The sequence below is a fragment of the Kitasatospora sp. NPDC048365 genome (assembly GCF_043200835.1).
Taxonomy (GTDB): domain Bacteria; phylum Actinomycetota; class Actinomycetes; order Streptomycetales; family Streptomycetaceae; genus Kitasatospora; species Kitasatospora terrestris.
Genome location: NZ_JBICYJ010000013.1, coordinates 53,584 through 77,702, shown reverse-complemented (window position 1 = coordinate 77,702; position 24,119 = coordinate 53,584). Strand labels below are relative to the sequence as shown.

Here is a 24,119-nt window from a genome sequence, read left to right as displayed (position 1 = left end):
AGTCTGACATCCGCGGCCGACAGACCTCATCTGCGCGAAGCATTCAGCTCCGGCGCCGTCGAGGGGCACAGCAACGAGGTCATTGTCCGGAATCCGAGCGGTCGAGGTCGTGGGCGGTGCCGGCAACTGCCGGCCCGCAGTTGTGGGGCAGATGAGCGAGCACCAGGGCGACTGCTTCGTCAGGGGACTCGGCTTCTCCGATGTCCGCCGGTCCGTGAGGCGACCGGGTGTGCCACCAGGTCACTCGGTACCTTCCGTTCGCGGGGGTGATCACCGGGATGTCGTGGGTGTAGGGGAACCCGGTGCAGCGGCTGAAGTTCAGCGAATTGAGGCTGTGGAAAGGAAACAGGACTCGCAGCTGCGGCTGGGCGTAGGCAGCCTCGATGAGTTCATGGTCGACGAACCGTGCCGTGGTGTGCCGGTAGCTCGTCCACTGGGCCTCGACGCCGTCACCGCGCTCGTGGGCTTCGGCGAGCCGACTGTAGTCGACGAACGGGCATGCGGACTTCAGCTGTGCCAAGGTGGCGCCGGACTGCCAGGCGCCCATGGCCGACGCGACGGCGTCCAAGCTGGTCGTCGTGCCTCTGGCCATCCCGACGCCGCGTTCCCAGAAGCTCAGGATGAAGGCGCGCTCTGCGATGCCGAGGAGAGCGCTCGCCGTCCGACTGTCACTATCCATTCGGGCTCCGCTGCGCCACCAGCCCGGAGCGTCTTCGGGGAGCACGTCCAGCCCGTATCCGGCTTGATGAACGGCTGCCTGCAGGATGCTCCGGAGCGTTTCGTTCCGACCGAGTTCGGGATAGAGATGGGCCAGATTGTCCGTCGCGGGGTCGAGCGTCACGATTCTCCCTCTCGCCGATGCACTCCGGGACTTCGACGAGAGGAAGGAGCCTGAACTTGCAGGTATTCCGAGCCGGCGGGGCGTCAGGCCTGCCGGGGTGGGGCTCTACCAGGTCACGGGCAGCTCCTGCACCCCGTAGACGACCATGTCGGTCCGGTAGCGGATCGACTCGTACGGCACGGCGAGCCGCAGCTCGGGAAGCCGCCGGAAGAGGGTCTGCAGGGCGATCTGCAGCTCGGCGCGGGCGAGCGGCTGGCCGAGGCACTGGTGGACGCCGAAGCCGAAGGCGAAGTGGCGGCGGGCGTCGCGGCCGATGTCGAGCCGGTCGCCGCCGGGGAACACCTCGGGGTCGCGGTTGGCCGTGGAGACCATGCAGAGCACCCCTTCGCCGGCGCGGATCGGGGTGCCGTCCAGGTCGACGTCCTCGACGGCGACGCGCGGCACGCCCAGGTGGACGATGCTCAGCCAGCGCAGCAGTTCCTCGACGGCGCCCTTGGCGATGCCGGGTTCGGCGCGCAGGCGGGCGGCCTGTTCGGGGTTGCGGAGCAGGGCGAGGGTGCCGAGGGCGGTCATGTTGGCGGTGGTCTCGTGGCCGGCGACGAGCAGCAGGAGGCCCATGGCGGCGGCCTCTTCGAGGGTGATGTCGGGGCGGGCGGCGAGGCGTCCGAGCACGCTCTCGTCGGGGTGGCTGCGCTTGCGGCCGGTCAGTTCGCGCAGGTAGTCGGTGAGTTCGCGCTGGGCGACGCCGACGGCCTCGGCGGGGGCGGCGAGGTCGAGCAGGGCGGTGCTGCGGGCCTGGAAGAACGCGTGGTCCTCGTACGGGACGCCGAGCAGGTGGCAGATGACGAGCGACGGTACCGGGAGGGCGAAGGCGCTGACCAGGTCGGCGGGCGAGCCGTCGGCGATCATCCGGTCGAGGGTGTCGTCGACGATCCGCTGGATCTCGGGGCGCATGGCCTCGATCCGTTTGACGATGAAGTCTCCGGTGAGCATCCGGCGTTGGCGGGTGTGTTCGGCGCCGTCGAGGCGCAGGAAGGTGGGGGTGGCCCGGGTGACCAGTTCGCGGCGGCCGGGCGAGAGGAACGGGAAGCCCGGGTGGCGGGCGTCGGCCGAGAAGCGCTCGTCGGCGAGGACGGCCCGGACCTGGGCGTGGCCGGTGACCAGCCACAGCGAGCTGCCGTCCCACAGTCCGGCGCGGGTGACGGGCGCGGTGTGGAGGGCCTGGTCGTAGGCGGGCGGGGGGTCGAAGGGGCAGCCTCCGTCACGCGCGGCGGGGACGGCCAGGTCGGCGGGGTCGGTCGGGACGGCACGGTGTGCGGCGGTGGTCATTCCGGTCCTTCCGGTCCTGTCGCATGGGGCGGCTTGGTCACGCGTCGTGCACGGTGATGGCGTTGCCGGGGCACAGGGCTTTGGCGAGCCGGACGGAGGTGTGCTGCTCGGGCGCCGGTCCGGGGCGGAGCAGGCGGACCAGGCCGTCGTCGTCGGACTGGTCGAAGACCTCGGGTGCGGTCAGGACGCACTGTCCCGAGCCGCAGCAGCGGTCCTGGTCGACGGTCACCTTCATCGAGCACCTCCGGCGGGGGCGGACACGGTTGGCTGGGGTCGAGAGCACCTGCCGGTGGGGCGCGGGCACTCGGCCGACGTCGAAACGGTTGCCTGGGTCAACCGATAGCACGCCAACCAACGCCCTGCGTACCCACACGGCCGACTCACCCACCACCTGCCGCCAGGTGTCCGAATCCGTGCACCCACTTTCGGCCGTCCGGCAACCGACCGCTCCCGGCGGCGGCCCGCAACGCCTCCGGCCCGGGCAGCAGTACGACATTCCCGCGCGGGCAGGCCCCCTGGTGAGAGCCACGGTCGACGGCCCGAACACGCTCACGCTCGGTCAGCCGGCCCGCGCACCAGGGCACTGCGTGCCTCCGGCCGGGCGGGCCTGCCGACTCCCGCAGTGGTGGATCCGGCCACCTGGTACGTCGGACGCAGGCTGGAGCGTGCGCCGCAGGCCGGGTTCAGCCGTAGGCGTTGAACTCTCAGCCCCGACCGACGACGAAGCCGACACCGACCAACCTGTACGCGACAACAGGGAGTTGACGGCACTTCCGAAGTGCCGTCAACTCCCGCTACAAAATGCACCCGTTCGACACATCTCCGAGCAGCCGACCACGCATCGCAACCTCAGCTCCGGAGAGCGCGCTTCTCCCCGCCGGCGGCGGCGTTCAGCCCTTCCGGAAGACCGTGACCGCCTGCGGGTCGCAGCCGGTGCCGCCGGCCGCCGTCGCACCGTTGCCGTCGAGCACCTTGGTCCATGTTCCCGCCGGCAGGGTGACGTTGTAGGTGCTGCCGGTGGGGTTGGCGACCACGACGGTGTCGTACGCAGTCGGTGCGGCCGGGTCGGAGCTGGCGCGGGCGACGACCACGGCGCCGTCGGTCTGGGCGGTCATCTGGCTGTGGACGGCGTCCCAGCTGGTGAGCCGCAGGCCCGGAGCGGTCTTCCGCAGGGCGATGGCGTCGCGGTAGTAGCGGAAGACGGCGGCGTTGGTGGTCTTGTCGCCCCAATGGATCGCGTTGACGGCGTCGGAGGCGTTGTAGGAGTTCTTCGCGGTGGTGTAGTCCCCGTTCACGACCTTGGAGCGCAGGAACTCGTCGCCCTCGGCGATCACCGGGATCCCCTGCGAGGCGAGCACCAGGCCGACGGCGAACCGGTCGATCCGCCCCGCGGCACCGGCCGCCCCGCCACCGGCGCCGGAGTAGGTGATCTTGTCGTAGAGGTTGAGGTTGTCGTGGATGGACGCGTAGTTCATCGTCTGCTCGGGGTCGTACGCGAAGGCCGGGGTCCACAGGTCGGCGAGCGGCGCGGTGCTCTTCGCGTCGGTCGGTGAGCCGCGCAGGCCGAAGGCGATGGCGCCCGGGTTGCCCGAACCTCCCATGTACGCCATGACGTTGTCGTCGGTGCCGCCGCGGATCGCGTCGCGGTAGACCCCGTTGAACACGCCGACGTGGCCGCCGGCCAGGGCGGGCACGGTGCCGTACCGGACCTTCTGCGCCTCGTTCGGGTCGGCGGCCGCGCCGTTCCACGGCTCGCCGTAGAGCAGCAGCTTGCGGTCGGGGTAGCCGGCGTCGAGGTGGTTCGCCCAGGTGGAGACGTTGTTCCAGTAGTGCACGCCGACCAGGTCGAAGCGGAAGCCGTCGATGTTGTAGTCGCGGACCCAGTGCTCCAGGGAGTCCTGGATCATCCGGCTGACCATCGGGTTGCCGTCGTCGATGGAGTTGCCGGTGCCGGAGAGGTCGGTGGGCGTGTAGTACTTCCCGGTGATGCCGTTGAACACCGACGGGCTGTAGGTGTGGTTGTAGACCACGTCCATGACGACCCGGATGCCGTTGCGGTGGAAGGTGTCCACCATGTCCTTGAACTCGCGGATCCGGTCCTCGGGTTGGGTGAACTGCGAGTACTGCTCCTCGGGGACGTTGTAGTTCACCGGGTCGTAGCCCCAGTTCGGGACGGTGCTGCCGAAGTCGAAGGCGGGCATGATCTGGACGGTGTTGACGCCCAGCTCCTTGAGGTGGTCGAGGCCGGTCTTCGCCCCGTTGTTCGTGGTGCCCGCCTGCACCAGGCCGAGGAACTTCCCGCGCTTGGCGGGGTCGACCCCGGAACTGGCGTCCACCGTGAAGTCGCGCACGCTCAGCTCGTACACCACGGCGTCCTCGCGGTTCGCCAGTACCGGCCGGGGCGCCCAACCACCGGCCGAGGGGAGGACGGCGGCGGTGTCCACCACAACGCCCTGCGTGGTGCCGGGGACCACCATCTGCGCGTAGGGGTCGCGGACGGCCGTGCCGCCCGCCGAGAACTGGTAGCTGCGGCCCTTCAGATCACCGCCCACCACCGCCTGGTACACGTTCGAGTAGCCGCCGAGCGAGACCGGGGCGAGCGGGTACGTGCTGCCGCCGACCGCGACGGACACGTTCGCGCTGTCGGGCGACCAGATCCGGAAGGTGGTGGCGGTCGGGGTGTAGAGCGCGCCCAGCGTGTTCGCCACCGTGCCGCCGACGGAGCTCTGCACGGTCAGCAGATGGCTCGCGGAGCTGTACGTGAACGTGGTGGTCGCCCCGCCCGCGGGCACGGTGAAGCCGATGTTCGCACCGCCGGCCGCTCCCCCGGCGCCGTAGTTCTCCGTCCAGGACTGCCCGACGGTGACCTTGGTGTTCCAGGAGCCGGCCGGGATCGCGGTGGTCGAGAAGGTGAAGACGCCGTCGCCGTCCGGGTCCTGCATGACCGTCACCGCGCAGGCGGGGGCCCAGTCGGCGGAGCAGCCGAGCTCGGACTGGTAGTCGCCGACCGCCGTCACCACCGGCGCGGCGGCCTGGGCGGTGGCGGTGACCAGGTGGGTGGCCGGGTCGTAGCGGAAGGCGACCGCGGCGCCGCCGGCCGGCACGGACAGCGCGATGTTGGCGCCTCCGGCGGCGCCGTTCGCGCCGTAGTTCTCGGTCCAGCCGTTGTCGACGGCGACCTTGTACTCGTAGCTGCCCGCGGGCAGGTTCAGCGTGGCGCCCCAGCGCCCGTCGGCGAGCAGCGCCAACTGGGCCTGGGCGCAGGCGGGTTGCCAGTCTGCGGAGCAGCCGATCTCGGTGTCGAAGGTGCCCGGCAGGCTCACCGCGCCGGGGGCCGCCTGGGCGGTGTCCGCCGACAGCGGGACGAGGACGGCGCCGAGCAGGGCGGCGGCGAGGAGCGCGGCACGGGCCGATCCGGCACGTGGGGGTGCGGAGCGCGTCATGGGGGCTGCCTCTCGGGGCAGGCCGGGACGCCCGCACGGCGCGTGGGGGTGCGGCGGGCGTCCCGGAGTTCGGGTGGGTGGACTCCGATGCGCCCGGACCCGTGCTCCCCGGCCGGGGGCCGCGGGCCGGGGCGCGCCAGTGACGATCCCGCTTCGCGCGACGGCCGTCAAGGAGAACGGCAGAACATTCTGAAACTTTCAGAAAGTTTGCACATCATGTTCCCGACAATTCCTCAGCTGTCGGGCCGGGAACGGAGATACCCGGGCAGGTGGCCGTCGCAGCAGGCCCACTGCGTACCGCGGATGTCCACGACGGCGTACTTGGGCTCCCCCGCACACGGGTTGGTCCGGTCCCCTCCCCAGGTGCACCGCCGCCTGCTCTCCTCGCCGGAGATGCTCACGCGGTGGTGATCGTCGATCTCGGCCGAAGCGGGCCACCGCCCGGTCAGCCGCCCGACCCTGCAGACCTCGCCGGCCCCGAAGGCCTCGCCCACCCCGGCGGGCGTGAGGCCGGCGGCCTCGCCGAGGGCCTCCGGGGTGCGTGGGCGCGGGGTGGCGAAGATCCGGCCGTACGCCAGCAGCAGCCGAACCCGCTCGTCGGCGGGCCCGTGGATCGCGACGAGATCCCCGAGCGCACCGAGAAGCGGGTCCCGGCCCGCCCTCCCGGACCCCTCGGGCGGCAGTGGTGGGCAGATGGCACGGAGGTCGTCCAGCAGTTCCTGCGAAGTCATGCCCGGAAGCCTGCAGATGATCCCGCGTCAGGACAAGGGCTCAGCCGCGGCCGAGGGCCCCGGCGGTCCCCGCCCCCGTGGCGGCCTCGATCCCGGCGAGGATCTCCGCGCGGCGCTGCGGCCCGGAGGCGCGGCGGACGATCCGGCCGTCGCGGTCGAGCACCAGGACGGTCGGCGAGCGCAGGATCCCCAGGCGGGCGACCAGGTCGGGCCGCGCCTCGGCGTCGACCTCCACGTGGGTGACGCCCGCCGTCGCCGCCGCGAGACCGCCGAGGAGCCGGCGCGCCGCGTCGCAGGAGGAGCAGAACGTGGTGGAGAACTGCACCAGGGTGGCCCGCCCGCCGAGCGGCGACCCCAGCTCGGCGGCGGAGAGGGCGAGCCCCGCGTCGGCGCTGCGCACCCGCAGCCGGCCGTCGCGCGCCGTACGGACCGCGCCGAAGACGGCCGCCGCGACGAGGACCGCCGCGCAGATCACCAGTCCGGTCGGGTCAACCACGGGCCGGCTCCGCCCCGCGCAGCCGGGTGGCGAGCAGGTAGATCTCGCAGCCCAGGCAGTAGCCGAACGCCGCGTTGAGGAAGGCCGCGGCGAGCGCGGCGCCGGTGGCGGCGAGGCCGAGCCAGGCCGGTCCGACCAGGTAGCCGACCGTGCCGAGCAGGCCGAACGCGAGGCCGACGGCCTGTGCGAAGCGCGGCGGGCGCTCGTCCTCCAGCTCGGCGGGCGGGCCGAGGCGCGGCCGGACGAGGGTGCGGAAGAGCACGCCGTACGGGGAGCGGCGCAGGCCGAGGAGGGCGCCGGACGCGAAGACGGCGGTCTGTGCGGCGAGCAGCCAGCCGCTGCCGGTGACCAGGGTCGCGGCGAGGACGACGGTGGTGAGGGTGGCGGCGAAGCGCGGTCCGCGGGGGTCGATCAGGGCAGCGGAAGGGGCGCCGGCGGGGGCGTGGGACATGGGGGCTCCGGGAGGAAGGGCAGGACGGGGTCGTGGCGTGGTCAGGGACGACGACACGCCGCGGACCACACCCGACCGAAGTCGATGTGGGCCCTCGTCACCAGCAGCAGCCCGGAGCGCATCCGGCCATTGCAGCAGGGGCGCCGCCCGCCGTCAACGACGTCCCACCTGCCGGAACGCCGGCCTCCGCCGCGCCGGCGGCCGCCCCTGCCGTGGCTCAGCCGGGGTGACCTGCCCCCGCCGTGGATCAGCCGCCGAGCGCGTCCAGCGCGGCGCGCAGGCGGGCGGCGGCCTCGTCGGCGACGGCCGCCAGCTCGGGGTTCCCGGCGACCCGGACGATCAGCTGCGGGTCCATCGCCTCGACCACCGTGCGGCCGTCGGCGGCCCGGACCACCACGTTGCAGGGCAGCAGCAGCCCGATGCTGCGGTCGGCCCCGAGCGCGCGGTGGGCGAGCGGCGGGTTGCAGGCGCCGAGGATCAGGTACTCCTCGATCTCCTCGCCGAGCTTGGCCCGCAGGGTGGCCTGCATGTCGATCTCGGTGAGGATGCCGAATCCCTGGGCGGCGAGCGCGGCCCTGGTCCGCTCGACGGCGTCGGCGAAGGGCAGGTCGAGGGTGACGGGGATGCCGTACTCCATGCCGGGCTCCGTTCTCGGCGACGACTTCTGACGGCTGTCGTCGAGTGGACCACGGCCGCGACGCGGAAGGGCCCCCGCCATGCCGACGGGGGCCCACACGGGCACGGGGTTGCGGCCCGGTCAGTCGCCGACCGAGAGCTTCCCGGTGAGCCGGCCGTGCAGGTCGGCGCTCGGGTGGTTGAGGCCGACGATCTCGACCCGCTTGCCGCGCTGGGCGTACTTGTGCTCGACGGCGTCGAGGGCCGCGACCGAGGAGGCGTCCCAGACGTGGGCGAGGCTCAGGTCGACGACGACCTGCTCCGGGTCGCCCGCGTAGTCGAACCGGCCGACCAGGTCGTTGCTGGAGGCGAAGAAGAGCTCGCCGGTGACGGCGTACACCACCTGGCCGCCGTCGGGGTCGGTGACGGCGGTGACGTCGGCGAGGCGGGCCACCCGCTTGGCGAAGACAACCATCGCGGTGACCGAGCCGACGACCACACCGACGGCGAGGTTGTGGGTGGCCACCACGCAGGCGACGGTGATCACCATGACGGCGGTCTCGCCGGCCGGCATCCGCTTCAGCGTCCGCGGGGCGACGGAGTGCCAGTCGAAGGTGGCGAAGGAGACCATCACCATCACGGCGACCAGCGCGGCCATCGGGATCCGGGAGACGACGGGCCCGAAGACGACGCACAGCACCATCAGGAAGGCGCCGGCCAGGAAGGTGGACAGCCGGGTGCGCGCGCCGGACACCTTCACGTTGATCATGGTCTGGCCGATCATCGCGCAGCCGCCCATGCCGCCGAGGAAGCCGGTGACGATGTTGGCGACGCCCTGGCCGATCGACTCGCGGGTCTTGTTCGACCGGGTGTCGGTGATCTCGTCGACCAGCTTGGCGGTCATCAGCGACTCCATCAGGCCGACCAGCGCCATCGCGAGCGCGTACGGCGCCACCGTCCGCAGGGTGTCCAGGGTGAACGGCACGTCCGGCAGGCCCGGCACCGGCAGCGAGGACGGCAGCGCGCCCTTGTCCCCCACGGTCGGCACCGCGATGCCCGCGCCGAGCGTGACCGCGGTGAGGACCACGATCGACACCAGCGGCGCGGGGACGACCGCGGTCAGCTTCGGGAGGAACACCAGCAGCGCCAGCCCGGCCGCGAACAGCGGGTACACCGCCCACGGCACGTGGCGCAGCTCCGGCAGCTGCGTCAGGAAGATCAGGACCGCCAGCGAGTTGACGAAGCCGACCATCACGCTGCGCGGCACGAAGCGCATCAGCCGGGCCACCCCGAGCGCGCCCAGCACGATCTGGAACACGCCGGCCAGGATCACCGCGGCGACCAGGTGGCCGAGGCCGTGCTCCCGGTTCAGCGGGCCGATCACCAGCGCGACCGCGCCGGTGGCGGCGGAGATCATGGCGCGGCGCCCGCCGACCACGGCGATGGTCACGGCCATCGTGAACGAGGCGAACAGCCCGATCTTCGGATCGACGCCGGCGATGACGGAGAAGGAGATCGCCTCGGGGATCAGGGCCAGCGCGACCACCAGGCCGGCCAGCACTTCGGTGCGCCAGACCTTCGGGTCGGACAGCCAGTCGGGCTTCAGGCCGCGCAGGCGCGAGGACGTGGGGACGGGAACGGCGGCGGAGGACAAGGCTCGGTGGACCTGCTCGGCTCGGGCACGCCCGCCCGGCGGACCGGGGACGTACGGGAGGATGCGGGGCGCGGACCGCGGCGGGCCGACCGCGCCGACCGCCACGGGCTCGCGCACGTGCGTCTCCGGCGGGCGTTTCCCACCGGGGCTCCGTGGGCCCCGACACGACAACGGTGAGGCCGCGACCATGCGCCCTCACCGGCGGCAACTCTACCGTGGGGCGGGCCCGCACCGGCGCGCCCGGCGAGCCTGCGCGGCCGTCCTCCGAGAGGATGGGAACACTGCTGGAGCCGCCGCGCGACGTGCGGCGGGCCCGCCGCGGCTGTCGGAGGTGCGTGATGATCGAGGACACCGACCGACCGGACGTGGCGGCCGGGCCCGCGGTCGACTACCGGGCGGTCTTCCAGGCCCTGCCCGGCATGGTCGCGCTGCTCACCCCCGACCTGGTGTACGCCGACGCCAACGACGACTTCCTGCGGCTGTCCGGCCGTACCCGCGAGCAGGTGGTCGGCCGGTACCTCTTCGACGTCTTCCCCGACAACCCCAACGACCCGAACGCCACCGGCGCCCGCAACCTCGCGGCCTCGCTGAACCGGGTGCTGGCCACCGGCGAGCGCGACACCATGGCGCTCCAGCGCTACGACGTCCAGTCGGTCGACCGGCCCGGGGAGTGGGAGGAGCGGTACTGGAGCCCGGTCAACGCCCCGATCCTCGACAGCGAGGGCCGGACCGTCCTGCTGGTCCACCGGGTCGAGGAGATCACCCAGCTGATCCGCGCCCACGGCATGCCCGAGGGCAACCGGGCCCGCGTCCTGGAGGCCGAGCTGTACACCCGCGCCCGCGAGCTGCAGGACGTGAACGAGCGGCTGCGCGAGGCCCACGCCCAGGAGCGCGAGGTCGCGCTCGCCCTGCAGGAGGCGATGCTGCCCGCCCCGCGGCCGCTGGAGCGCCACCGCGCCGCCGTCCGCTACCGCCCCGCCCTGGGCGCGCTCAACGTCTGCGGCGACTGGTACGACCTGGTCGAGCTGCCCGGCGAGCGGGTCGCGGTCGCCGTCGGCGACGTGGTCGGCCACGGCCTGGCCGCCGCCGGGGTGATGGGCCAGCTGCGCAGCGCCCTGAGTGCCGCCTCCCGGGTCGCCCGCGGCCCGGCCCAGGCGCTGGAGGTGCTCGGGCTGTACGCGCGCTTCGTCGAGGGCGCCGAGTCGGCCACCGCGGCGACCGCGTTCATCGACGAGGCCGCCCACACCATCAGGTACAGCAGTGCCGGCCACCTGCCGCCCGCGCTGGTGCACCGCGACGGCACGGTGGAGTTCCTGGACGGGGCCACGGATCCGCCGCTCGGCGCCCGCCCCGACCACCGTCCGCGCCCCGAGGCGGCCACCCGGTTCTCCGAGGGCGACACGCTCGCGCTGTACACCGACGGCCTGGTCGAGCGCCGTACCGAGGACATCGACGTCGGCCTGGACCGCCTCGCGCGGTCCCTGGCTGCGCACCGCGCGGCCGACCCGGAGGTCCTCGCCGACACCGTCCTGGCCGAACTCCTGCCGCCCGACGGCGCCACCGACGACACCGCCCTGGTCGTGGTCCGCCTCTGAGCGGGCGGGTGTACGAACGCGGTCAAGAGCCTTGACGCCCCGTCGGCACCGCCCGTACGGTCTGCGCTACCGAAAATGTTTCCGGCAAGTTTCACGCTTCTTGCAGCAAGAGACCGCAGGAAGTGCCGTGCGCTTTTCGGGCAATCCCGGCTCCCACCCCACCAGGAGACCCCGTGGACCACCGCTCGCCCGTCCCCCACCGCCGGCGCAGCGCCTCCCTCGTCACCGCGACCCTGATCGCGGCGACGGCGGCGGCCGGACTCGCGACCGCTCCCCCCGAAGCCCGCGCCTCCACCCCGGGCAGCAAGACCGTCACCGCCACCCTGTTCGAGTGGAACTACGCCTCGGTCGCCAAGGAGTGCACCAACGTGCTCGGCCCGAAGGGCTACGGCTGGGTCGAGGTCTCGCCGCCCCAGGAGCACATCCAGGGCAGCCAGTGGTGGACCTCCTACCAGCCGGTCAGCTACAAGATCGCCGGACGGCTCGGCGACGCGTCCGCGTTCACCTCCATGGTCAACACCTGCCACGCCGCGGGTGTGAAGGTCGTCGTGGACGCCGTGGTCAACCACATGAGCGCGGGGTCCGGCACCGGCACCGGCGGGACCGTCTACACCAAGTACAACTACCCCGGCTACTACCAGGACTGGGACTTCCACTCCTGCCGGACCAACATCTCCAACTATGCCGACCGGGCCAACGTCCAGAACTGCCAGCTCTCCGGCCTGGCCGACCTCGACACCGGCAGCGACTACGTCCGCTCCACCATCGCCGCCTACCTCAACAGCCTGATCGCCAAGGGCGCGGACGGCTTCCGGATCGACGCCGCCAAGCACATCGCCTCCGGCGACCTCGCCGCGATCAAGGCCAAGCTCACCAACCCGGGCATCTACTGGGCCCAGGAGGTCATCTACGGCGCGGGCGAGGCCGTGCAGCCCGGCGAGTACACCGGCACCGGCGACGTCGACGCCTTCATGGGCGCCTACGACCTCAAGCGGATCTTCACCAGCGAGAAGCTCGCCTACCTGAGCAACTGGAACGACTCCTGGGGCGCCGGCTACCTCCCCAGCGCCAACTCCCGGACCTTCACCGACAACTGGGACACCGAGCGGAACGGGTCCACCCTCAACTACAAGAACGGCAACACCTACACGCTCGCCAACGTCTACCTGCTGGCCTGGCCCTACGGCTCGCCGAACGTCTACTCCGGCTACGAGTTCACCGACATCGACGCCGGCCCGCCGAACGGCGGCAGCGTCAGCGCCTGCTACCAGAACGGCTGGAAGTGCCAGCACGCCTGGCGGCAGATCGCCAACATGGTCGGCTTCCGCAACGCCACCAACGGCACCGCGGTGACCAACTGGTGGTCCAACGGCAACAACGCCATCGCCTTCGGCCGCGGCTCCAAGGGCTACGTGGCGATCAACCACGAGACCACCGCCCTCACCCGCACCTTCCAGACCTCGCTCCCGGCGGGCAGCTACTGCGACGTCCAGCACGGCGACCCGAGCGCGGGCGGCGGCTGCAGCGGCCCCAAGTACACCGTCGCCGCCAACGGCACCTTCTCCGCCACGGTCGGCGCGGGCGACGCCATCGCCCTCTACGCGGGCGCGGGCGGCTGACCGGTCGTACGTGAGGGACGGCCCGCTCCGTCCGGCCCGCGCAGGACGGAGCAGCGGGACGGAGCGGCCCGTCCCGTACGGGACGGGCCGCCGTACGGGACGGGCCGCCGTACGGGACGGGCCGCCGTACGGAGCGCGGGTCTAGCCTCCCCACCCCCACACCCGCGCGACGGCGAAGCCCACGAAGCTCAGCACCAGCAGGCCGATGGCCAGCAGGGGGATCCAGCTCGGCCAGGCCGTGCGCAGTTCGACCGGTTCGGGGACGGAGATCCCGTGGCTGGTCGACCCCTCGCACTCGGGTGTCTCTTCCGGTGTCCGCAGTCCGGGGCGGTCCGGATCGGGTGGGGTCGACGGGGTGGAGTCGGCGAGAGTCATGGCTGTCCTCCTCTGCACCCCATCCTGGCGGCCCTGTCCGGGGGGGTCCTCTCGCAGCGGTCGTGCACTGTTTTCGGGCGCGGCCCGGCGGGAGGACCACCCCTGATCACGTCACGAGCCGGAAACCTGCCGGGGGCCGAGTCCGCATAGGCTACGGCCATGATCGATCGAATGACTGTCCAGAGCGCCGTCGACGCACTCCTGGCGGGCAACCAGCGGTTCACCGCCGGCGAGCCCGAGCACCCCAACCAGGACGCCGCCCGCCGGGCCGCCACCGCCCCGTCGCAGAGCCCGTTCGCCGTGCTGTTCGGCTGCTCGGACTCCCGCCTCGCCGCGGAGATCATCTTCGACCAGGGCCTGGGCGACCTCTTCGTCGTCCGCACCGCCGGTCACGTGATGGGCCCGGAGGTGCTCGGCAGCATCGAGTACGGCGTCAGCGTCCTGGGCAGCCCGCTGGTCGTCGTCCTCGGACACGACTCCTGCGGCGCCGTCGCCGCGACCCGCGCCGCCATCAAGGACGGCACGACCGCGCCGGGGTACGTGCGCGACGTGATCGAGCGCGTCACGCCCAGCGTGCTGGCCACCCTCGCCGCCGGGTTCACCCACGACGACGACTTCATCAACGAGCACATACGGCACACCGTCGACCTGCTGCTGGACCGCTCCCGCGTGGTCGCCGACGCCGTCGCCGCCGGTGACGCGGCCGTGGTGGGCATCTCCTACCGCCTCGACGACGGCACCGCGCAGATCGTCACCGCGCGCGGCCTCACCGGAACGACGGTCTGACGGCAGCCCGCCACCGAGGGCCGACCGGCCCCGCACCGGGGCCGGTCGGCACCGTCCGCCGCCGTCCCCGGGGCGGAAGACTGGCAGCGCAAGCACCCCGAGGCTGACGCCGCCGACGCACAGGCGGCGGTGGGAAGAGTTGACGTCCTCCTCCGGCTAGAGCCGGGGGATTCCGGCCGCGCCTGCGGCACGGGGCTTGTGCCCCGGTCCGCCGGCGTGCCGGTGGGTTCCTGTTTCGACGGGCTGTGCCCGGCGTGGGATCGCCACGCCGGGTCTGACCGGCCCTCCGCAGGCGTTGAGCCTGTCCGCCCGTCCGGCGGCCAGGATGTTACGAGAGGCGTTGAGATCACGGTCATGAACCGTCCCGCACGCGCCGCAGGTCCATGCACGGACGCCGAGGGGCTTGGGGCCGTCCAGGACTTTGCAGGACGAGCACACCCGGGAGGTGGGCTCCCACCGGCCGATGACGCCGACATGACGTCCGTAGCGGGCGGCCTTCTCTTCGAGCATGCGCCGGAAGGTGGACCATCCGGCGTCGTGGACGGACTTGGCGAGCCGAGTCCGTCCCAGGCCGCGCACGTTCAGATCCTCCAGGTACACCGCTTGGTTCTCGCGGATGATCCCGGTCGTCTGCTTGTGCAGCCAGTCCCTGCGGGTGTCGGCCACCTTGGCGTGTGCCTTGGCAACCTTCCTCCGGGCCTTGGCCCGGTTCCTGCTCCCCTTGGCCTTGCGGGACAGCTCGCGCTGCGCGGCCTTGAGTTTCTTCTCGGCCTTGCGCAGGAAGCGCGGATTGTCGATCACGGTGCCGTCGGACATGACGGCGTAGCTGGTCAGTCCGAGGTCGATCCCGACTTCGGCGGCCACCGCGGGAAGATGCTCGGCTTCGATGTCCACGACGAAGGACACGTGGTAGCGGCCGGCCGGGTCGAGGATCACCGTCACCGAGGACGGGTCGGCAGGAAGGGCGCGGGACCACTTCACCCGCACATCACCGATCTTCGCCAGGTTCAGCTTTCCGTTGCCCCGGATGCGGAACCCGTTGCGGGTGAACCGGAGCGACTGCCGACCGTCCTTGCGCGACTTGAACCGGGGCAGCCCGACCGGCCGCCCGGTGCGTTTGCCCGACACGGAGTCGAAGAAGTTCCGATACCCGGTGTCCAGGTCCCGAAGAGACTGGATCAGCGGATCGACGCCGACCGAGGCAAGCCACGCCCGATCGGCAGTCTTCTTCGCCCCGGTGATCACCAGCTTCTGGAGATCTGTGCTCCTGGGATACGGCAGGCCGGCCTTCCGGGCTTCCTTCCGTACCGCCAACGCATCGTTGTACACCACCCGCGCACACCCGAACGTACGGGCAAGCACCGCACGCTGACCCGCCGTCGGACAGATGCGGTAGGAGTACCGAAGGTGCACAGGATCAACCTACCGAGGGCCACTGACAACAGCCTCCGTCAGAACATCCGAAGACCGCTCCGCCGCTCCGCGGCTCCGGTCCAAGGACCCTCCCCCACCCTCCGGGCGGGGGGACCCCCATCTCACCGGCCTGAAGGCCGGAGCATCCTGAGAGATCAAAGGTGAGAGCAATGCGCGCCGTGATCGTCTACGAGAGCATGTACGGCAACACCCGGGAGGTCGCCGAGGCGATCGCCGAGGGCGTCCACGAGGCCAGTCCGGACGCGTCGGTCAGCTGCCTGCCGGTCGCCGAGGCGGGCGTCGACGTCACCCGTGCGGCCGATCTGCTGGTGGTCGGCGGGCCGACCCACATGCACGGCATGACCAGCCGGCTCAGCCGGAAGATGGCGGCCTCCGCCGAGGCGGGGAAGGCCGGGCACGAGGAGCAGGCCGAGGAGGCCCGCGCCACGGCGGAGGGGCCCGGGCTGCGCACCTGGTTCCACTCCCTCCCGGACACCGAGCCCGGCACCCACGCCGCCGCCTTCGACACCCGCGCCGCGATCAAGCACCCCGGCGGCGCGGCCGAGGGCATCGCCCACCGGCTGGCCCGGCACCACTACGACGTCGTGGCCGAGCCGGAGGGCTTCCTGATCGACGAGTCCGACGGGCCGCTGCGCGCCGGGGAGCGCGAGCGGGCCAGGTCCTGGGGCGCCGCGCTGGTCTGAGCGGGTGTCTCCGAACGGACGGCGCCGCCGGCCGGGGTGTCCCGGCCGGCGGCGAGTGCCTGCAGCGACTGTCAGTGCACCTTTCTGCTGGTTCCGACGCACAGGGCCCAGATGACGAAGGCGTCGACGGCGATCAGGACGACCGACCAGACGGGGTAGTGGGGCAGCCAGAGGAAGTTGGCGATCATGCTCAGGGCGGCCACGACGATGCCGACCACCCTGGCCCAGACCGCGCCGCTGAAGAGCGCCAGTCCGGCCAGGACGATCACGATGCCGAGGATCAGGTGGATCCAGCCCCAGGCCGAAGTGCTGAACGAGAACGTGTAGTCGCGGGTGACGACCACCAGGTCGTCCTTGGCGATGGCCGAGATCCCCTGGAGGAGCTCCAGGGTGCCGCCGATGACCAGCATGACCGCGGCGAAGACGGTCAGCCCGGCGGCGAACGGCCGGTGCTCGGTGGCCGGGGCACCGCGGTCGGGTCCGGTGACGCTACTGCTCATGTCGTGCGCTCCTTCTGCGATGCCCGCGTCGCGGACGGCGCGGACCGGAAGGAAGGGGCCGGCGAGGACGGGCTCCGCCCGACCGCGTCGGCGGCCTCCACCCTCATCGTAGGAGCCACCCCGCGACGCGGCCTGGGCCGCCGGGACCACGGCCCTGGGCCGTCCGGCCCCGAGCCGGTGCTTCCCACCGGACATTACCGGCCGGTAGCATCGCCGCTGTCCGTCGAAGGACCTCACGCACCGCACGCCCCGCACGCCCCCGTCGAGAACGCCGAGGAGCACCATGCCGACCGACCGCTCTGCCCGTCTGCTCAGCGGCCTCCTGCTGGGCGCCGGTGTCGCCCACTTCGTGGTGCCGCGCCAGTTCGACGCGATCGTGCCGCGCAGCCTGCCCGGCTCGCCGCGCACCTGGACCCACCTCAGCGGCGTCGCGGAGCTGGCGGTAGGCGCCGCCGTCGCCCTCCCGGCAACCCGCCGGGCCGGCGCACTCACCGCCGCCGGACTGTTCGCCGCCGTCTTCCCCGCGAACGTGAAGATGGCCTACGACTGGCGCCACAAGCCCGCCCCGCTGCGGGCCGCCGCCCTCGCCCGGCTCCCCCTCCAGGCCCCGCTGATCGCCTGGGCCCTGCACGTCGCCCGCGGCTGACCCCCGGCGGCGGTGAGTGCGCCGGCCCACCCAGTGTCCCGAGTCGGAGATTCGGTGGCAGTAGGCGGCGACCTTGTCGAGGATTTCGTCGGCGGTCTTGGTCCGGACGAACGGTCGGGGGTTGTCGTTCCAGTCGGCGAGCCAGCTGCGGATGTCGCGTTCGAGGGCCTGAACGGAGCGGTGGACGCCGCGGCCGAGCTTCTTGGCGGTCAGCTCGGCGAACCACCGCTCGACCAGGTTGAGCCAGGAGGATCCGGTCGGGGTGAAGTGCAGGTGGAAGCGTGGGTGGGCCATCCAGATCTAGCTCCAACGCTGGCCGGAACGGGTCTTCGAGCGGCAGGAAACCGTTGGCGACACCGGGACGGCGGATGACAAGGTGCGGTCATGACGCCGCAGTATCAGATCCGCGCCGACTACGACGCCCGAACCATCGTGGTCTACCAGGCGTACTCGTCCGAGATCGCCGACGCCGCGCTGCGGGCGGGGCGTTTCGTCGCACCGTTCTCGTTCCAGCGGATGACGTGGATCAAGCCCTCGTTTCTGTGGCTGATGCACCGCAGCAACTGGGCTCGCAAGCCGGGGCAGGAACGCGTTCTCGCAGTGCGGATGACACGAGACGGCTGGGAGCAGGCGATGTCCCAGGCGGTACGGACGACCGCGGACCCGCAGACACTGGCTCAAGCCGCCGTGCACCTTCAGTGGGACCCCGAGCGCTCGCTGCGCGGAGCAGCTCTCAACCACTACAGCATCCAGGTCGGCATCGGTCGCCACCTGATCCGCACGTTCGCCGAAGACTGGGTCGTCAGCCTCACCGACCTCACGCCGCAGGTCCACAAGGCCGCGACGCTTGTCCGAAACGGTCGCGCCGCCCAGGCTCAGCGGCTCCTGCCCCCCGAGCGCGTCTACCCGATGAACCGGAGCATCGAAGCGCACCTCTCGCCCAAGTAGTTCACGGCCGAGGGCAAGAACGGATCTGTCCCTGGACCTGCCGGTCGAGCTTGGTCAGGAGCTTCTTGAACTCCGCTGTGCGGTGCCGGCGGTGGAGTGAGCCGATGACCTTGCCGGTCGCCGTGTCCAGCGCCGCGAACAGTGTGGTGATGCCCGAGCGGACGCAGTCGTGGGTGCGGTGCTCGGGCACTCCGGGCATCATCGGCAGCACCGGCTGGGACCGGTCCAGGGCCTGGATCTGCGACTTCTCGTCGACACACAGCACCAGCGCCCATTCGGGCGGGGCGAGGACGATCCGTGACCGCAACGCCGGCGCCTGGGCCGTCGAACGGCGACGCACCCAAGACTGCAGCACTTCCCGCTGCCCATCGGTGACCGGCAACGGCGGGATCTTCGGACCAGGACGACTCACACCCGACTGGCGCCGAATCTCCGACTCGGGACACTAGGCCGGGCGCCGCTGGCCGGGCATCACCACGCGTCCCATCGCGGCGTCGAGGCGGGCCAGCATCGGGGGGTCGGCCACCGTCTCCAGCGCGGCCAGCAGGAGCTCCAGGGTGAGCGGGTCGTTGTCGGCGACGGCGCGGGCGATCCGGTCGACCAGGTCGCGGGGCCGGCCGCCGGAGGGCGCGGGCACGGCCGTCACCTCCGTTCCGGGGCCGCCAGGACGCGCGGCATGCGCTCCGCGACCTGGTCGGCGAGCTGCTCGAACGCGGACCGCAGGAAGGGCGCGGCCAGCCGGGCGGCGCCCTTGAACCGCAGCTGGGCGCGGTAGACCAGGAGGGTGCGGCCGTCGACCGGGCGCAGCGTCATGTCGTCGGTCGCGGTGACCGTGCGGTTGCGGCCGACGAAGAGCAGCCGGTCCGCCTGGTAGCTCTCCAGGGTGTACGTGAGCTGGGTCCGGCGGCCGCGGAAGCGGGACACGTTGAGCCAGCTCGCGCCCGGCGCGACCGGCCCGCTGTCGATCCGGGTGCAGCTCTCGGTGCCCGGGTCCCATTCCGGCGCGTTCCCGAAGTCGGCCAGGTAGGCGAGCACGTCGTCGGTGGGGCGGTCGAGGACGATGCTCCGCTCGACGGTGACCATGGCGGTGTTCCTTCCGGGGTACGGGCGCGCTCCCTGTCGCCCCTTGTTCGGAGCGCGGGCCCGATCGGATGGCACCGCCTACCGCCGTTGCGGGTCAGCGGTCGGGGGCGAGGGCCTGCCAGCCGGTTTCGAGCAGGTCGAAGGCGCGGGCCACCGCCCGGCGGGGATCCGCCTGGCCGAAGGCGGCGCGGGGGGCTTCGAGGGCGAAGTGCGCCAGGGCCGCGCAGGCCGGGTCGTCCTCGGGCAGGCCGCTCTCCTCGGCGACGACCCGGGCCAGGGCCGCGGCGTGGCGCATCCACATGCCCTGGAGGTAGTCCCGCAGGGCGGGTGTGCCGTTCACCAGGGCGAAGAAGGCGGTGAAGCGCTCGTCGCGGCCGGCGGCGGCCATCCGGTGGCGCAGCGCGTGCTCGCGGAGTGCCGCCGGGATCGAGCAGCCCTCGGGGCGTTCGCGCACGGCGGCGAGCAGCCGGGCCTCCTGGTCGGCGTCCTGGTCGAAGACGAGCGCCTCCTTGACCGGGAAGTGCTTGAAGAGCGTGGTGGTGGACACGTCGGCCGCGTCGGCGATCTCGCGGATGCCGACGTCGTCGTAGCCGCGCTCCAGGAAGAGGCGCAGGGCCGCGTCGGCGATGGCCTGTCGGGTGGCGGCCTTCTTGCGTTCGCGGCGCCCGATCGGCGCGGGTCCGGTGTCGCTCTCGCTCATGTCGGGGATCGTACCGCCTTGGGTGGTGCGGGTTCAAAAGTGCAACCGTTGCACTTATGAAGCCGTTCTGGTTTTCTGGAGGCATGAACACCCGTATGAACACCACCCCCGCACCACGCATCGCCGTCGTCGGCGCCGGACCCGCCGGCCTGACCTGCGCCCGGATCCTCCAGCGCCACGGCATCCCGGTCACCGTCCACGACCGCGACGGCGGCCCCGACGCCCGCGACCAGGGCGGCACCCTCGACCTGCACCGGGACAACGGCCAGATCGCGCTGCGCGAGGCCGGACTGCTGGAGGAGTTCCACCGGCTCTCCCGCCCCGAGGGGCAGGAGATGCGCCAGCTGACCCCGTCCGGCGAGCTGGTCTTCCACCACGTCCCCGAGGAGGGGGAGCGCACGAAGCCGGAGATCGACCGCGGCGTCCTGCGCGACCTCCTGCTCGGTTCGCTGCGGCCCGGCACCGTGCGCTGGGGCAGCGCGGTCGAGGCGGTGGAGGGCCCCGCCGGCGGCCCCCGGCGGCTGCGCTTCGCCGACGGCTCCGCGGTCGAGGCCGACCTCGTCATCGGCGCGGACGGCGCCTGGTCCCGGGTCCGCCGCGCCGTCTCGCCCGCCACCCCGCAGTACACCGGTGTCAGCTTCCTGGAGGCCTGGTTCCACGACGTCGGCAACCGTCACCCCGAGATCGCCGAGCTGGTCGGCCGGGGCGGGGCGGCGGCGGCCGACGGCGAGCGCGGCCTGTTCGCCCAGCGCAACGGCGGCGACCACATCCGCGTCTACGTCATCCAGCGCGCCCCCGTCGACCACCTCGCCGCCGCCGGCCTCACCACCGGGCACACCGATGCCGTCCGCGCCCGCCTCCTGGAGTCCTTCCAGGACTGGTCACCGCGGCTGCGCCGGCTGATCACCGACAACGACGGCCGGTACGTCGACCGGCCGATCCACGCCCTGCCCGTCCCTCACACCTGGGAGCACGACCCCGGCGTGACCCTGCTCGGCGACGCCGCCCACCTGATGCCGCCGCTCGGCGTCGGCGTCAACCTCGCCATGCTCGACGCCTGCGAACTCGCCCTCGCCATCGCCGGGAGCGACAGCCTCGGCGCGGCCGTCCGCGCGTACGAGAGCACGATGCTCCCCCGCTCCACCGCGATGCAGCAGCTCCTCGACGGCGGGGCCGAGGAGCTCCTCTCCCCCGACCTCCCCGACTTCGCCACCGAGGACGCCCGCTGACCGGCGCCGCGCTCTCACCAACCTCCGGTCCCGGGCGTGCCCTTGAACGGGCCGCGGATGCGGGAGGTGATCCAGCCGCCGTAGAAGTCGCCCGGCTGGGGCGACACCGGCTCCTCGCCGACCCGGCACTCGTCGACCCGTTCCGGGTAGAACGCGAACGCGTCCCGGATCGCCTCGAAGCCGGGCAGCGGCTCCGGATAGCTCCAGGCCGCCCGGGCGCCCACCCTCGCGTCGACCCTCAGGTCCCAGTAGCGGGCGACGCCCTTCCACTCGCACTGCGTCTGCCCGGCGGCGGGCACCAGCAGATCCGTGCGCACGTCCTCCGCCGGCAGGTAGTAAACCGGCGGATGGCTGGTCTCCAGCACCCGCACCGACCGGACGGAGTCGGCCACGACCAGCCCGCCGAAGGTGACGACGACCCGCTCGCCGCACGGCACCACGACCGGCGGGCGCGGGTAGTCCCAGACGGATTCGGTACCGGAGTCGTCGAACGTCATCGCCCTCTCCTTCCACGTCCGCCGGGCTTCAGCCTCGTCGCCGCGGCCGGCCAGCGCCCCTCGCAGCGAATGCGCAGCGGTCGGCGAGGCTCTCAGGACGCCGTCCGGGGCTCGGGCGGCGCGGGCAGCGCCCAGCGGATCGACCGGACCACGGCCGTGCCCAACGGCCGGAAGGCGCATTCGAGCAGCGGAACGGTGGGCAGGCCGAGCAGCGCCCGGTGCTCCGGCTCCAGCAGGTGCACCGCGGCCGCCGCCAGCGCGCCGTACGCCGGGCGGACGGGCCACGGCAGGGGCGGGTGAAGCAGCAGGAAGCGGGCGGCCTCGCGCGCCTCGTCCGTCCGGGCGAGCTCGGGCCGGTACGAGCGCAGCACGGCGTCCAGTCCGGCGCGGTCACGGGGCGGGTCCTCGACGCCGAGGGCGGCCGCGACGACGGCCATGTCCGCCACGTAGGCGTCGTACCCGGCCGGGTCGAGGGGCGCGGCGCCGTACACCTCGTGCGCGCGCAGGAAGCTGTGCGCCTCCGCGGCGTGCACCCAGGCGAGCAGGTGCGGGTCGTCGGCGCGGTACGGCAGGCCGGCCGCGGTCGTGCCCCGGATCCGGTGGTGCACCGCGCGCACCCGGTCGACCGCGGCCTGCGCGTCCGGGGCGGTGCCGAAGGTGGTGACCGCGAGGAAGGTGCTGGTGCGCTGGAGCCGGCCCCAGGGGTCGCTGCGGTAGCCGGAGTGCGCGGCGACCGCCGCCATGGCCGACGGGTGCAGGGACTGGACCAGCAGGGCGGCGAGGCCTCCGACGAACATCGAGGCGTCCCCGTGCACGGCCCTGATCGCCGCGTCCGGCGGGAACCAGCGCGGCCCGGGCGTGCCGTGGATGCGCCGCCGCTTCGCCGGCCCGTCGGGGCCGGCCACCCGCTCGAACAGCGCGGTCCCCAGCTGCTCGCGCAGGCCGCGGTGCGTCAGCCGCTCGTGCAGGCCGCCGGGCGTCGCCCGGTCGTCGGCGTCCATGCCGTCAACGGTAGGAACCCTCCGCTGCACCATCAAGCGCCGGCGGCGGCGCGGCCGCACAACCGGACCACCACCGGCACGGTGTCGTCCGTCCGCCCGCCCGGCGGGAGGAGGTCGGCGAGGAGCGCGTCCGCCAGGATGTCGGCGTCGGCCGCGTGGTGCCGGGCCGGCGAGTCGGCGAGTCGGCGCAGCCCGGACCGGGCCCAGCAGGGGACGCCGTCCGGCCGGACACCGGTGCCCTCATGCCCGGTGAACTCGCGAGCGCTGCCGAGGACACGCTCGACCTCGCGAGTCGGTGGTGCGCCCCGCCCGAGCGCGGGCCGTCAGGGGCTGCGTCGCGGTTCGCCGGACGGGCCGGGGCGCAGGAGCGCCGTCCCGTCCGCGAGCCCGTCCACGACGGCCTCCGCCCAGGGCCGCGGGTCCGCCCCGGCGGGGAGGTGCGGGGCGCTGCCGGCCACGGCCCGGCCGGCGAATCCCGTGTCGAGGTGGGGCGGCCGGACGTCCAGGACGCCGATGCGCCCGGGGCGCACCTCCAGGCGGACGGTGTCGAGCCACCCGGCGAGCGCGGCCTTGGAGGCACGGTAGGCCGCCGTCGTGGCCAGCGGGCGCTCGACCACGATCCCGGTGACGGCGCCGATCGCACCGCCCGGACCGACGACCCGCAGGGCGCCGCGCAGCACCGCGACCGGAGCGAGCCCGTTGACCGCCATCAGGTGCTCCTCGACCTCGGGCGACATCTCGTCCGCGCGGCCGAACGCCACCACCCCGAACGCGGTCAGCACGGCGTCGAGCCCGCCGAGGAGGTCGGCCGCGCGGGTCGCGAGCGATGCGCAGCCGTCCAGGTCGTAGGCGTCGAAGCGCAGGGTGTCCGGCGCACCCGTACGGCGGGCGACGGCCGCGAGGCGGTCGGGATCGCGACCGGCGGGCACCACCCGGGCACCGCGGTCCGCGGCGACGGCGGCGACCGCGCCGCCCAGCTCGCCGGTGGCACCGGCGACCAGCAGTCTCAGCCCGTCCACCTGCCGGATTCCCGAAGGGCCCGTCTGCTGCTCTCCCCCGCTCACCGGCCGGCCACCCGGACGAGCCGGCGGAACGCGGCCACCAGCGCGACGGCCCCGGCGACGGCGGCCGCCGAGGCCTCCGGGGTGGCGGCGCCCGCGCAGACGGCCGCCGCGCCGGTCGCGACGGCCAGCACCGCGATGAGGACGACCAGTGGCGCGGGACGCCAGAGCAGGCGCCGGACGCGTCCGGGCCACCGGCTCAGCAGCCGGTCGAGGGCGGGGTCGCTTGCCCGGAGCCTCCGCTCGATGGTCTCTATGACGTCGAGCTCCGCTCGGGTGAGCCGTACGGTCATGAGTCCCGCACCTCCATCGCCGGGGAGGTTCCAGCCTGCCGACGGCCCGCCGCGCGGGGCAGCTCGCAGCGCTCGTGCAGCGCATCGCCGGCTGTCCTGCGGTGCGCAA

26 protein-coding genes and 2 pseudogenes are annotated in these 24,119 nt (G+C 72.9%); 7 read left to right on the top strand and 21 right to left on the bottom strand.

Annotated elements, in window-relative coordinates; genetic code table 11:
• Nucleotides 1–79: 79 nt before the first annotated feature.
• The 9 genes from ACGFX4_RS15860 to ACGFX4_RS15820 form a co-directional block, all read right to left on the bottom strand.
• The gene (locus tag ACGFX4_RS15860) at nt 80–841 is read right to left on the bottom strand and encodes a DUF6193 family natural product biosynthesis protein (protein ID WP_393073790.1); all 762 of its coding nucleotides are present in this window, start codon (nt 839–841) and stop codon (nt 80–82) included.
• A gap of 105 nt (nt 842–946) precedes the next feature.
• Nucleotides 947–2,170, bottom strand: a complete 1,224-nt coding sequence (locus tag ACGFX4_RS15855) for a cytochrome P450 (protein ID WP_393073787.1) — start codon at nt 2,168–2,170, stop codon at nt 947–949.
• A gap of 37 nt (nt 2,171–2,207) precedes the next feature.
• Complete coding sequence (locus ACGFX4_RS15850) at nt 2,208–2,405, bottom strand: ferredoxin (RefSeq protein ID WP_393073784.1); 198 nt, start codon at nt 2,403–2,405, stop codon at nt 2,208–2,210.
• 655 nt (nt 2,406–3,060) lie between these two features.
• On the bottom strand, nt 3,061–5,613 hold the full coding sequence (locus ACGFX4_RS15845; RefSeq protein ID WP_393073781.1) for an alpha-amylase family glycosyl hydrolase: 2,553 nt from the start codon (nt 5,611–5,613) through the stop codon (nt 3,061–3,063).
• A gap of 233 nt (nt 5,614–5,846) precedes the next feature.
• Nucleotides 5,847–6,344, bottom strand: coding sequence for a hypothetical protein (locus ACGFX4_RS15840; RefSeq protein ID WP_393073778.1), 498 nt, complete (start codon nt 6,342–6,344; stop codon nt 5,847–5,849).
• A 40-nt stretch (nt 6,345–6,384) separates the two neighbouring features.
• Nucleotides 6,385–6,840, bottom strand: a complete 456-nt coding sequence (locus ACGFX4_RS15835) for a thioredoxin family protein (protein WP_393073775.1) — start codon at nt 6,838–6,840, stop codon at nt 6,385–6,387.
• On the bottom strand, nt 6,833–7,291 hold the full coding sequence (locus ACGFX4_RS15830; RefSeq protein ID WP_393073772.1) for a DUF4395 domain-containing protein: 459 nt from the start codon (nt 7,289–7,291) through the stop codon (nt 6,833–6,835). Before ACGFX4_RS15830 ends, ACGFX4_RS15835 begins: the two co-directional genes overlap by 8 nt.
• Nucleotides 7,292–7,538: 247 nt before the next feature.
• On the bottom strand, nt 7,539–7,928 hold the full coding sequence (locus ACGFX4_RS15825) for a DUF302 domain-containing protein (RefSeq protein WP_393073770.1): 390 nt from the start codon (nt 7,926–7,928) through the stop codon (nt 7,539–7,541).
• 120 nt (nt 7,929–8,048) lie between these two features.
• A complete protein-coding gene (locus tag ACGFX4_RS15820; RefSeq protein ID WP_393074112.1) occupies nt 8,049–9,560 on the bottom strand; it encodes a SulP family inorganic anion transporter in 1,512 nt (503 codons plus the stop codon).
• A 338-nt stretch (nt 9,561–9,898) separates the two neighbouring features.
• Here ACGFX4_RS15820 and ACGFX4_RS15815 point away from each other — a divergent pair, with 338 nt between their 5' ends.
• Complete coding sequence (locus ACGFX4_RS15815) at nt 9,899–11,155, top strand: PP2C family protein-serine/threonine phosphatase (RefSeq protein WP_393073767.1); 1,257 nt, start codon at nt 9,899–9,901, stop codon at nt 11,153–11,155.
• Between the two features lie 236 nt (nt 11,156–11,391).
• A complete protein-coding gene (locus tag ACGFX4_RS15810) occupies nt 11,392–12,774 on the top strand; it encodes an alpha-amylase family protein (RefSeq protein ID WP_393074110.1) in 1,383 nt (460 codons plus the stop codon).
• A 141-nt stretch (nt 12,775–12,915) separates the two neighbouring features.
• Here ACGFX4_RS15810 and ACGFX4_RS15805 read toward each other — a convergent pair whose 3' ends face one another.
• Nucleotides 12,916–13,149: a hypothetical protein gene (locus tag ACGFX4_RS15805; RefSeq protein ID WP_393073765.1), complete on the bottom strand. Its 234-nt coding sequence runs from the start codon at nt 13,147–13,149 to the stop codon at nt 12,916–12,918.
• Between the two features lie 171 nt (nt 13,150–13,320).
• On the opposite strand from ACGFX4_RS15805, the gene ACGFX4_RS15800 reads away from it, so the two are divergent.
• On the top strand, nt 13,321–13,935 hold the full coding sequence (locus ACGFX4_RS15800; RefSeq protein ID WP_393073763.1) for a carbonic anhydrase: 615 nt from the start codon (nt 13,321–13,323) through the stop codon (nt 13,933–13,935).
• Between the two features lie 156 nt (nt 13,936–14,091).
• On the opposite strand, the gene ACGFX4_RS15795 is transcribed toward ACGFX4_RS15800, so the two are convergent.
• Nucleotides 14,092–15,348, bottom strand: a complete 1,257-nt coding sequence (locus tag ACGFX4_RS15795; RefSeq protein WP_393073760.1) for an RNA-guided endonuclease InsQ/TnpB family protein — start codon at nt 15,346–15,348, stop codon at nt 14,092–14,094.
• 170 nt (nt 15,349–15,518) lie between these two features.
• Here ACGFX4_RS15795 and ACGFX4_RS15790 point away from each other — a divergent pair, with 170 nt between their 5' ends.
• Nucleotides 15,519–16,052, top strand: coding sequence for a flavodoxin family protein (locus tag ACGFX4_RS15790; protein ID WP_393073758.1), 534 nt, complete (start codon nt 15,519–15,521; stop codon nt 16,050–16,052).
• 71 nt (nt 16,053–16,123) lie between these two features.
• Here ACGFX4_RS15790 and ACGFX4_RS15785 read toward each other — a convergent pair whose 3' ends face one another.
• Complete coding sequence (locus ACGFX4_RS15785; protein ID WP_393073756.1) at nt 16,124–16,552, bottom strand: hypothetical protein; 429 nt, start codon at nt 16,550–16,552, stop codon at nt 16,124–16,126.
• 283 nt (nt 16,553–16,835) lie between these two features.
• Between ACGFX4_RS15785 and ACGFX4_RS15780 the strand changes: the two genes are divergently transcribed.
• Complete coding sequence (locus ACGFX4_RS15780) at nt 16,836–17,198, top strand: hypothetical protein (RefSeq protein ID WP_393073753.1); 363 nt, start codon at nt 16,836–16,838, stop codon at nt 17,196–17,198.
• Nucleotides 17,199–17,231: 33 nt separating this feature from the next.
• Here ACGFX4_RS15780 and ACGFX4_RS15775 read toward each other — a convergent pair.
• Nucleotides 17,232–17,495 (bottom strand): annotated as a pseudogene (locus ACGFX4_RS15775) (IS630 family transposase); the annotation flags it as partial.
• A gap of 87 nt (nt 17,496–17,582) precedes the next feature.
• On the opposite strand from ACGFX4_RS15775, the gene ACGFX4_RS15770 reads away from it, so the two are divergent.
• On the top strand, nt 17,583–18,146 hold the full coding sequence (locus tag ACGFX4_RS15770) for a DUF4291 domain-containing protein (RefSeq protein WP_393073751.1): 564 nt from the start codon (nt 17,583–17,585) through the stop codon (nt 18,144–18,146).
• A 34-nt stretch (nt 18,147–18,180) separates the two neighbouring features.
• Here the strand turns inward: ACGFX4_RS15770 and ACGFX4_RS15765 are convergent.
• The 4 genes and pseudogenes from ACGFX4_RS15765 to ACGFX4_RS15750 form a co-directional block, all read right to left on the bottom strand.
• A pseudogene (locus tag ACGFX4_RS15765) lies at nt 18,181–18,441 on the bottom strand (IS630 family transposase); the annotation flags it as partial.
• Between the two features lie 150 nt (nt 18,442–18,591).
• Entirely contained in the window at nt 18,592–18,783 is a 192-nt protein-coding gene (locus tag ACGFX4_RS15760) for a hypothetical protein (RefSeq protein ID WP_393073748.1), read from the bottom strand.
• Nucleotides 18,784–18,788: 5 nt separating this feature from the next.
• Nucleotides 18,789–19,229 carry an SRPBCC family protein gene (locus ACGFX4_RS15755; protein WP_393073745.1) on the bottom strand — a complete coding sequence of 147 codons (441 nt, stop codon included), beginning with the start codon at nt 19,227–19,229 and terminating at the stop codon, nt 18,789–18,791.
• A 94-nt stretch (nt 19,230–19,323) separates the two neighbouring features.
• Nucleotides 19,324–19,929 carry a TetR/AcrR family transcriptional regulator gene (locus tag ACGFX4_RS15750; RefSeq protein ID WP_393073742.1) on the bottom strand — a complete coding sequence of 202 codons (606 nt, stop codon included), beginning with the start codon at nt 19,927–19,929 and terminating at the stop codon, nt 19,324–19,326.
• Between the two features lie 95 nt (nt 19,930–20,024).
• Between ACGFX4_RS15750 and ACGFX4_RS15745 the strand changes: the two genes are divergently transcribed.
• Nucleotides 20,025–21,158, top strand: a complete 1,134-nt coding sequence (locus tag ACGFX4_RS15745) for an FAD-dependent oxidoreductase (RefSeq protein WP_393074107.1) — start codon at nt 20,025–20,027, stop codon at nt 21,156–21,158.
• Between the two features lie 14 nt (nt 21,159–21,172).
• Here the strand turns inward: ACGFX4_RS15745 and ACGFX4_RS15740 are convergent, their stop codons facing one another.
• From ACGFX4_RS15740 to ACGFX4_RS15725, 4 genes are all read right to left on the bottom strand, one after another.
• Nucleotides 21,173–21,655: a DUF427 domain-containing protein gene (locus tag ACGFX4_RS15740; RefSeq protein WP_393073739.1), complete on the bottom strand. Its 483-nt coding sequence runs from the start codon at nt 21,653–21,655 to the stop codon at nt 21,173–21,175.
• Nucleotides 21,656–21,747: 92 nt separating this feature from the next.
• Complete coding sequence (locus tag ACGFX4_RS15735) at nt 21,748–22,656, bottom strand: oxygenase MpaB family protein (protein ID WP_393073737.1); 909 nt, start codon at nt 22,654–22,656, stop codon at nt 21,748–21,750.
• A 323-nt stretch (nt 22,657–22,979) separates the two neighbouring features.
• Nucleotides 22,980–23,675 carry an SDR family NAD(P)-dependent oxidoreductase gene (locus tag ACGFX4_RS15730; protein ID WP_393073734.1) on the bottom strand — a complete coding sequence of 232 codons (696 nt, stop codon included), beginning with the start codon at nt 23,673–23,675 and terminating at the stop codon, nt 22,980–22,982.
• A 41-nt stretch (nt 23,676–23,716) separates the two neighbouring features.
• Nucleotides 23,717–24,010, bottom strand: a complete 294-nt coding sequence (locus ACGFX4_RS15725) for a DUF3040 domain-containing protein (RefSeq protein ID WP_393073732.1) — start codon at nt 24,008–24,010, stop codon at nt 23,717–23,719.
• Between the last annotated feature and the right edge of the window lie 109 nt (nt 24,011–24,119).

Bases quoted from the DNA above. Each gene is read 5' to 3' on its own strand.
- ACGFX4_RS15855 (WP_393073787.1), bottom strand. From the start codon at position 2,170: ATGACCACCGCCGCACACCGTGCCGTCCCGACCGACCCCGCCGACCTG.
- ACGFX4_RS15850 (WP_393073784.1), bottom strand. From the start codon at position 2,405: ATGAAGGTGACCGTCGACCAGGACCGCTGCTGCGGCTCGGGACAGTGC.
- ACGFX4_RS15845 (WP_393073781.1), bottom strand. From the start codon at position 5,613: ATGACGCGCTCCGCACCCCCACGTGCCGGATCGGCCCGTGCCGCGCTC.
- ACGFX4_RS15840 (WP_393073778.1), bottom strand. From the start codon at position 6,344: ATGACTTCGCAGGAACTGCTGGACGACCTCCGTGCCATCTGCCCACCA.
- ACGFX4_RS15830 (WP_393073772.1), bottom strand. From the start codon at position 7,291: ATGTCCCACGCCCCCGCCGGCGCCCCTTCCGCTGCCCTGATCGACCCC.
- ACGFX4_RS15825 (WP_393073770.1), bottom strand. From the start codon at position 7,928: ATGGAGTACGGCATCCCCGTCACCCTCGACCTGCCCTTCGCCGACGCC.
- ACGFX4_RS15815 (WP_393073767.1), top strand. From the start codon at position 9,899: ATGATCGAGGACACCGACCGACCGGACGTGGCGGCCGGGCCCGCGGTC.
- ACGFX4_RS15805 (WP_393073765.1), bottom strand. From the start codon at position 13,149: ATGACTCTCGCCGACTCCACCCCGTCGACCCCACCCGATCCGGACCGC.
- ACGFX4_RS15800 (WP_393073763.1), top strand. From the start codon at position 13,321: ATGACTGTCCAGAGCGCCGTCGACGCACTCCTGGCGGGCAACCAGCGG.
- ACGFX4_RS15790 (WP_393073758.1), top strand. From the start codon at position 15,519: ATGCGCGCCGTGATCGTCTACGAGAGCATGTACGGCAACACCCGGGAG.
- ACGFX4_RS15785 (WP_393073756.1), bottom strand. From the start codon at position 16,552: ATGAGCAGTAGCGTCACCGGACCCGACCGCGGTGCCCCGGCCACCGAG.
- ACGFX4_RS15780 (WP_393073753.1), top strand. From the start codon at position 16,836: ATGCCGACCGACCGCTCTGCCCGTCTGCTCAGCGGCCTCCTGCTGGGC.
- ACGFX4_RS15770 (WP_393073751.1), top strand. From the start codon at position 17,583: ATGACGCCGCAGTATCAGATCCGCGCCGACTACGACGCCCGAACCATC.
- ACGFX4_RS15755 (WP_393073745.1), bottom strand. From the start codon at position 19,229: ATGGTCACCGTCGAGCGGAGCATCGTCCTCGACCGCCCCACCGACGAC.
- ACGFX4_RS15750 (WP_393073742.1), bottom strand. From the start codon at position 19,929: ATGAGCGAGAGCGACACCGGACCCGCGCCGATCGGGCGCCGCGAACGC.
- ACGFX4_RS15745 (WP_393074107.1), top strand. From the start codon at position 20,025: ATGAACACCACCCCCGCACCACGCATCGCCGTCGTCGGCGCCGGACCC.
- ACGFX4_RS15740 (WP_393073739.1), bottom strand. From the start codon at position 21,655: ATGACGTTCGACGACTCCGGTACCGAATCCGTCTGGGACTACCCGCGC.
- ACGFX4_RS15735 (WP_393073737.1), bottom strand. From the start codon at position 22,656: ATGGACGCCGACGACCGGGCGACGCCCGGCGGCCTGCACGAGCGGCTG.
- ACGFX4_RS15725 (WP_393073732.1), bottom strand. From the start codon at position 24,010: ATGACCGTACGGCTCACCCGAGCGGAGCTCGACGTCATAGAGACCATC.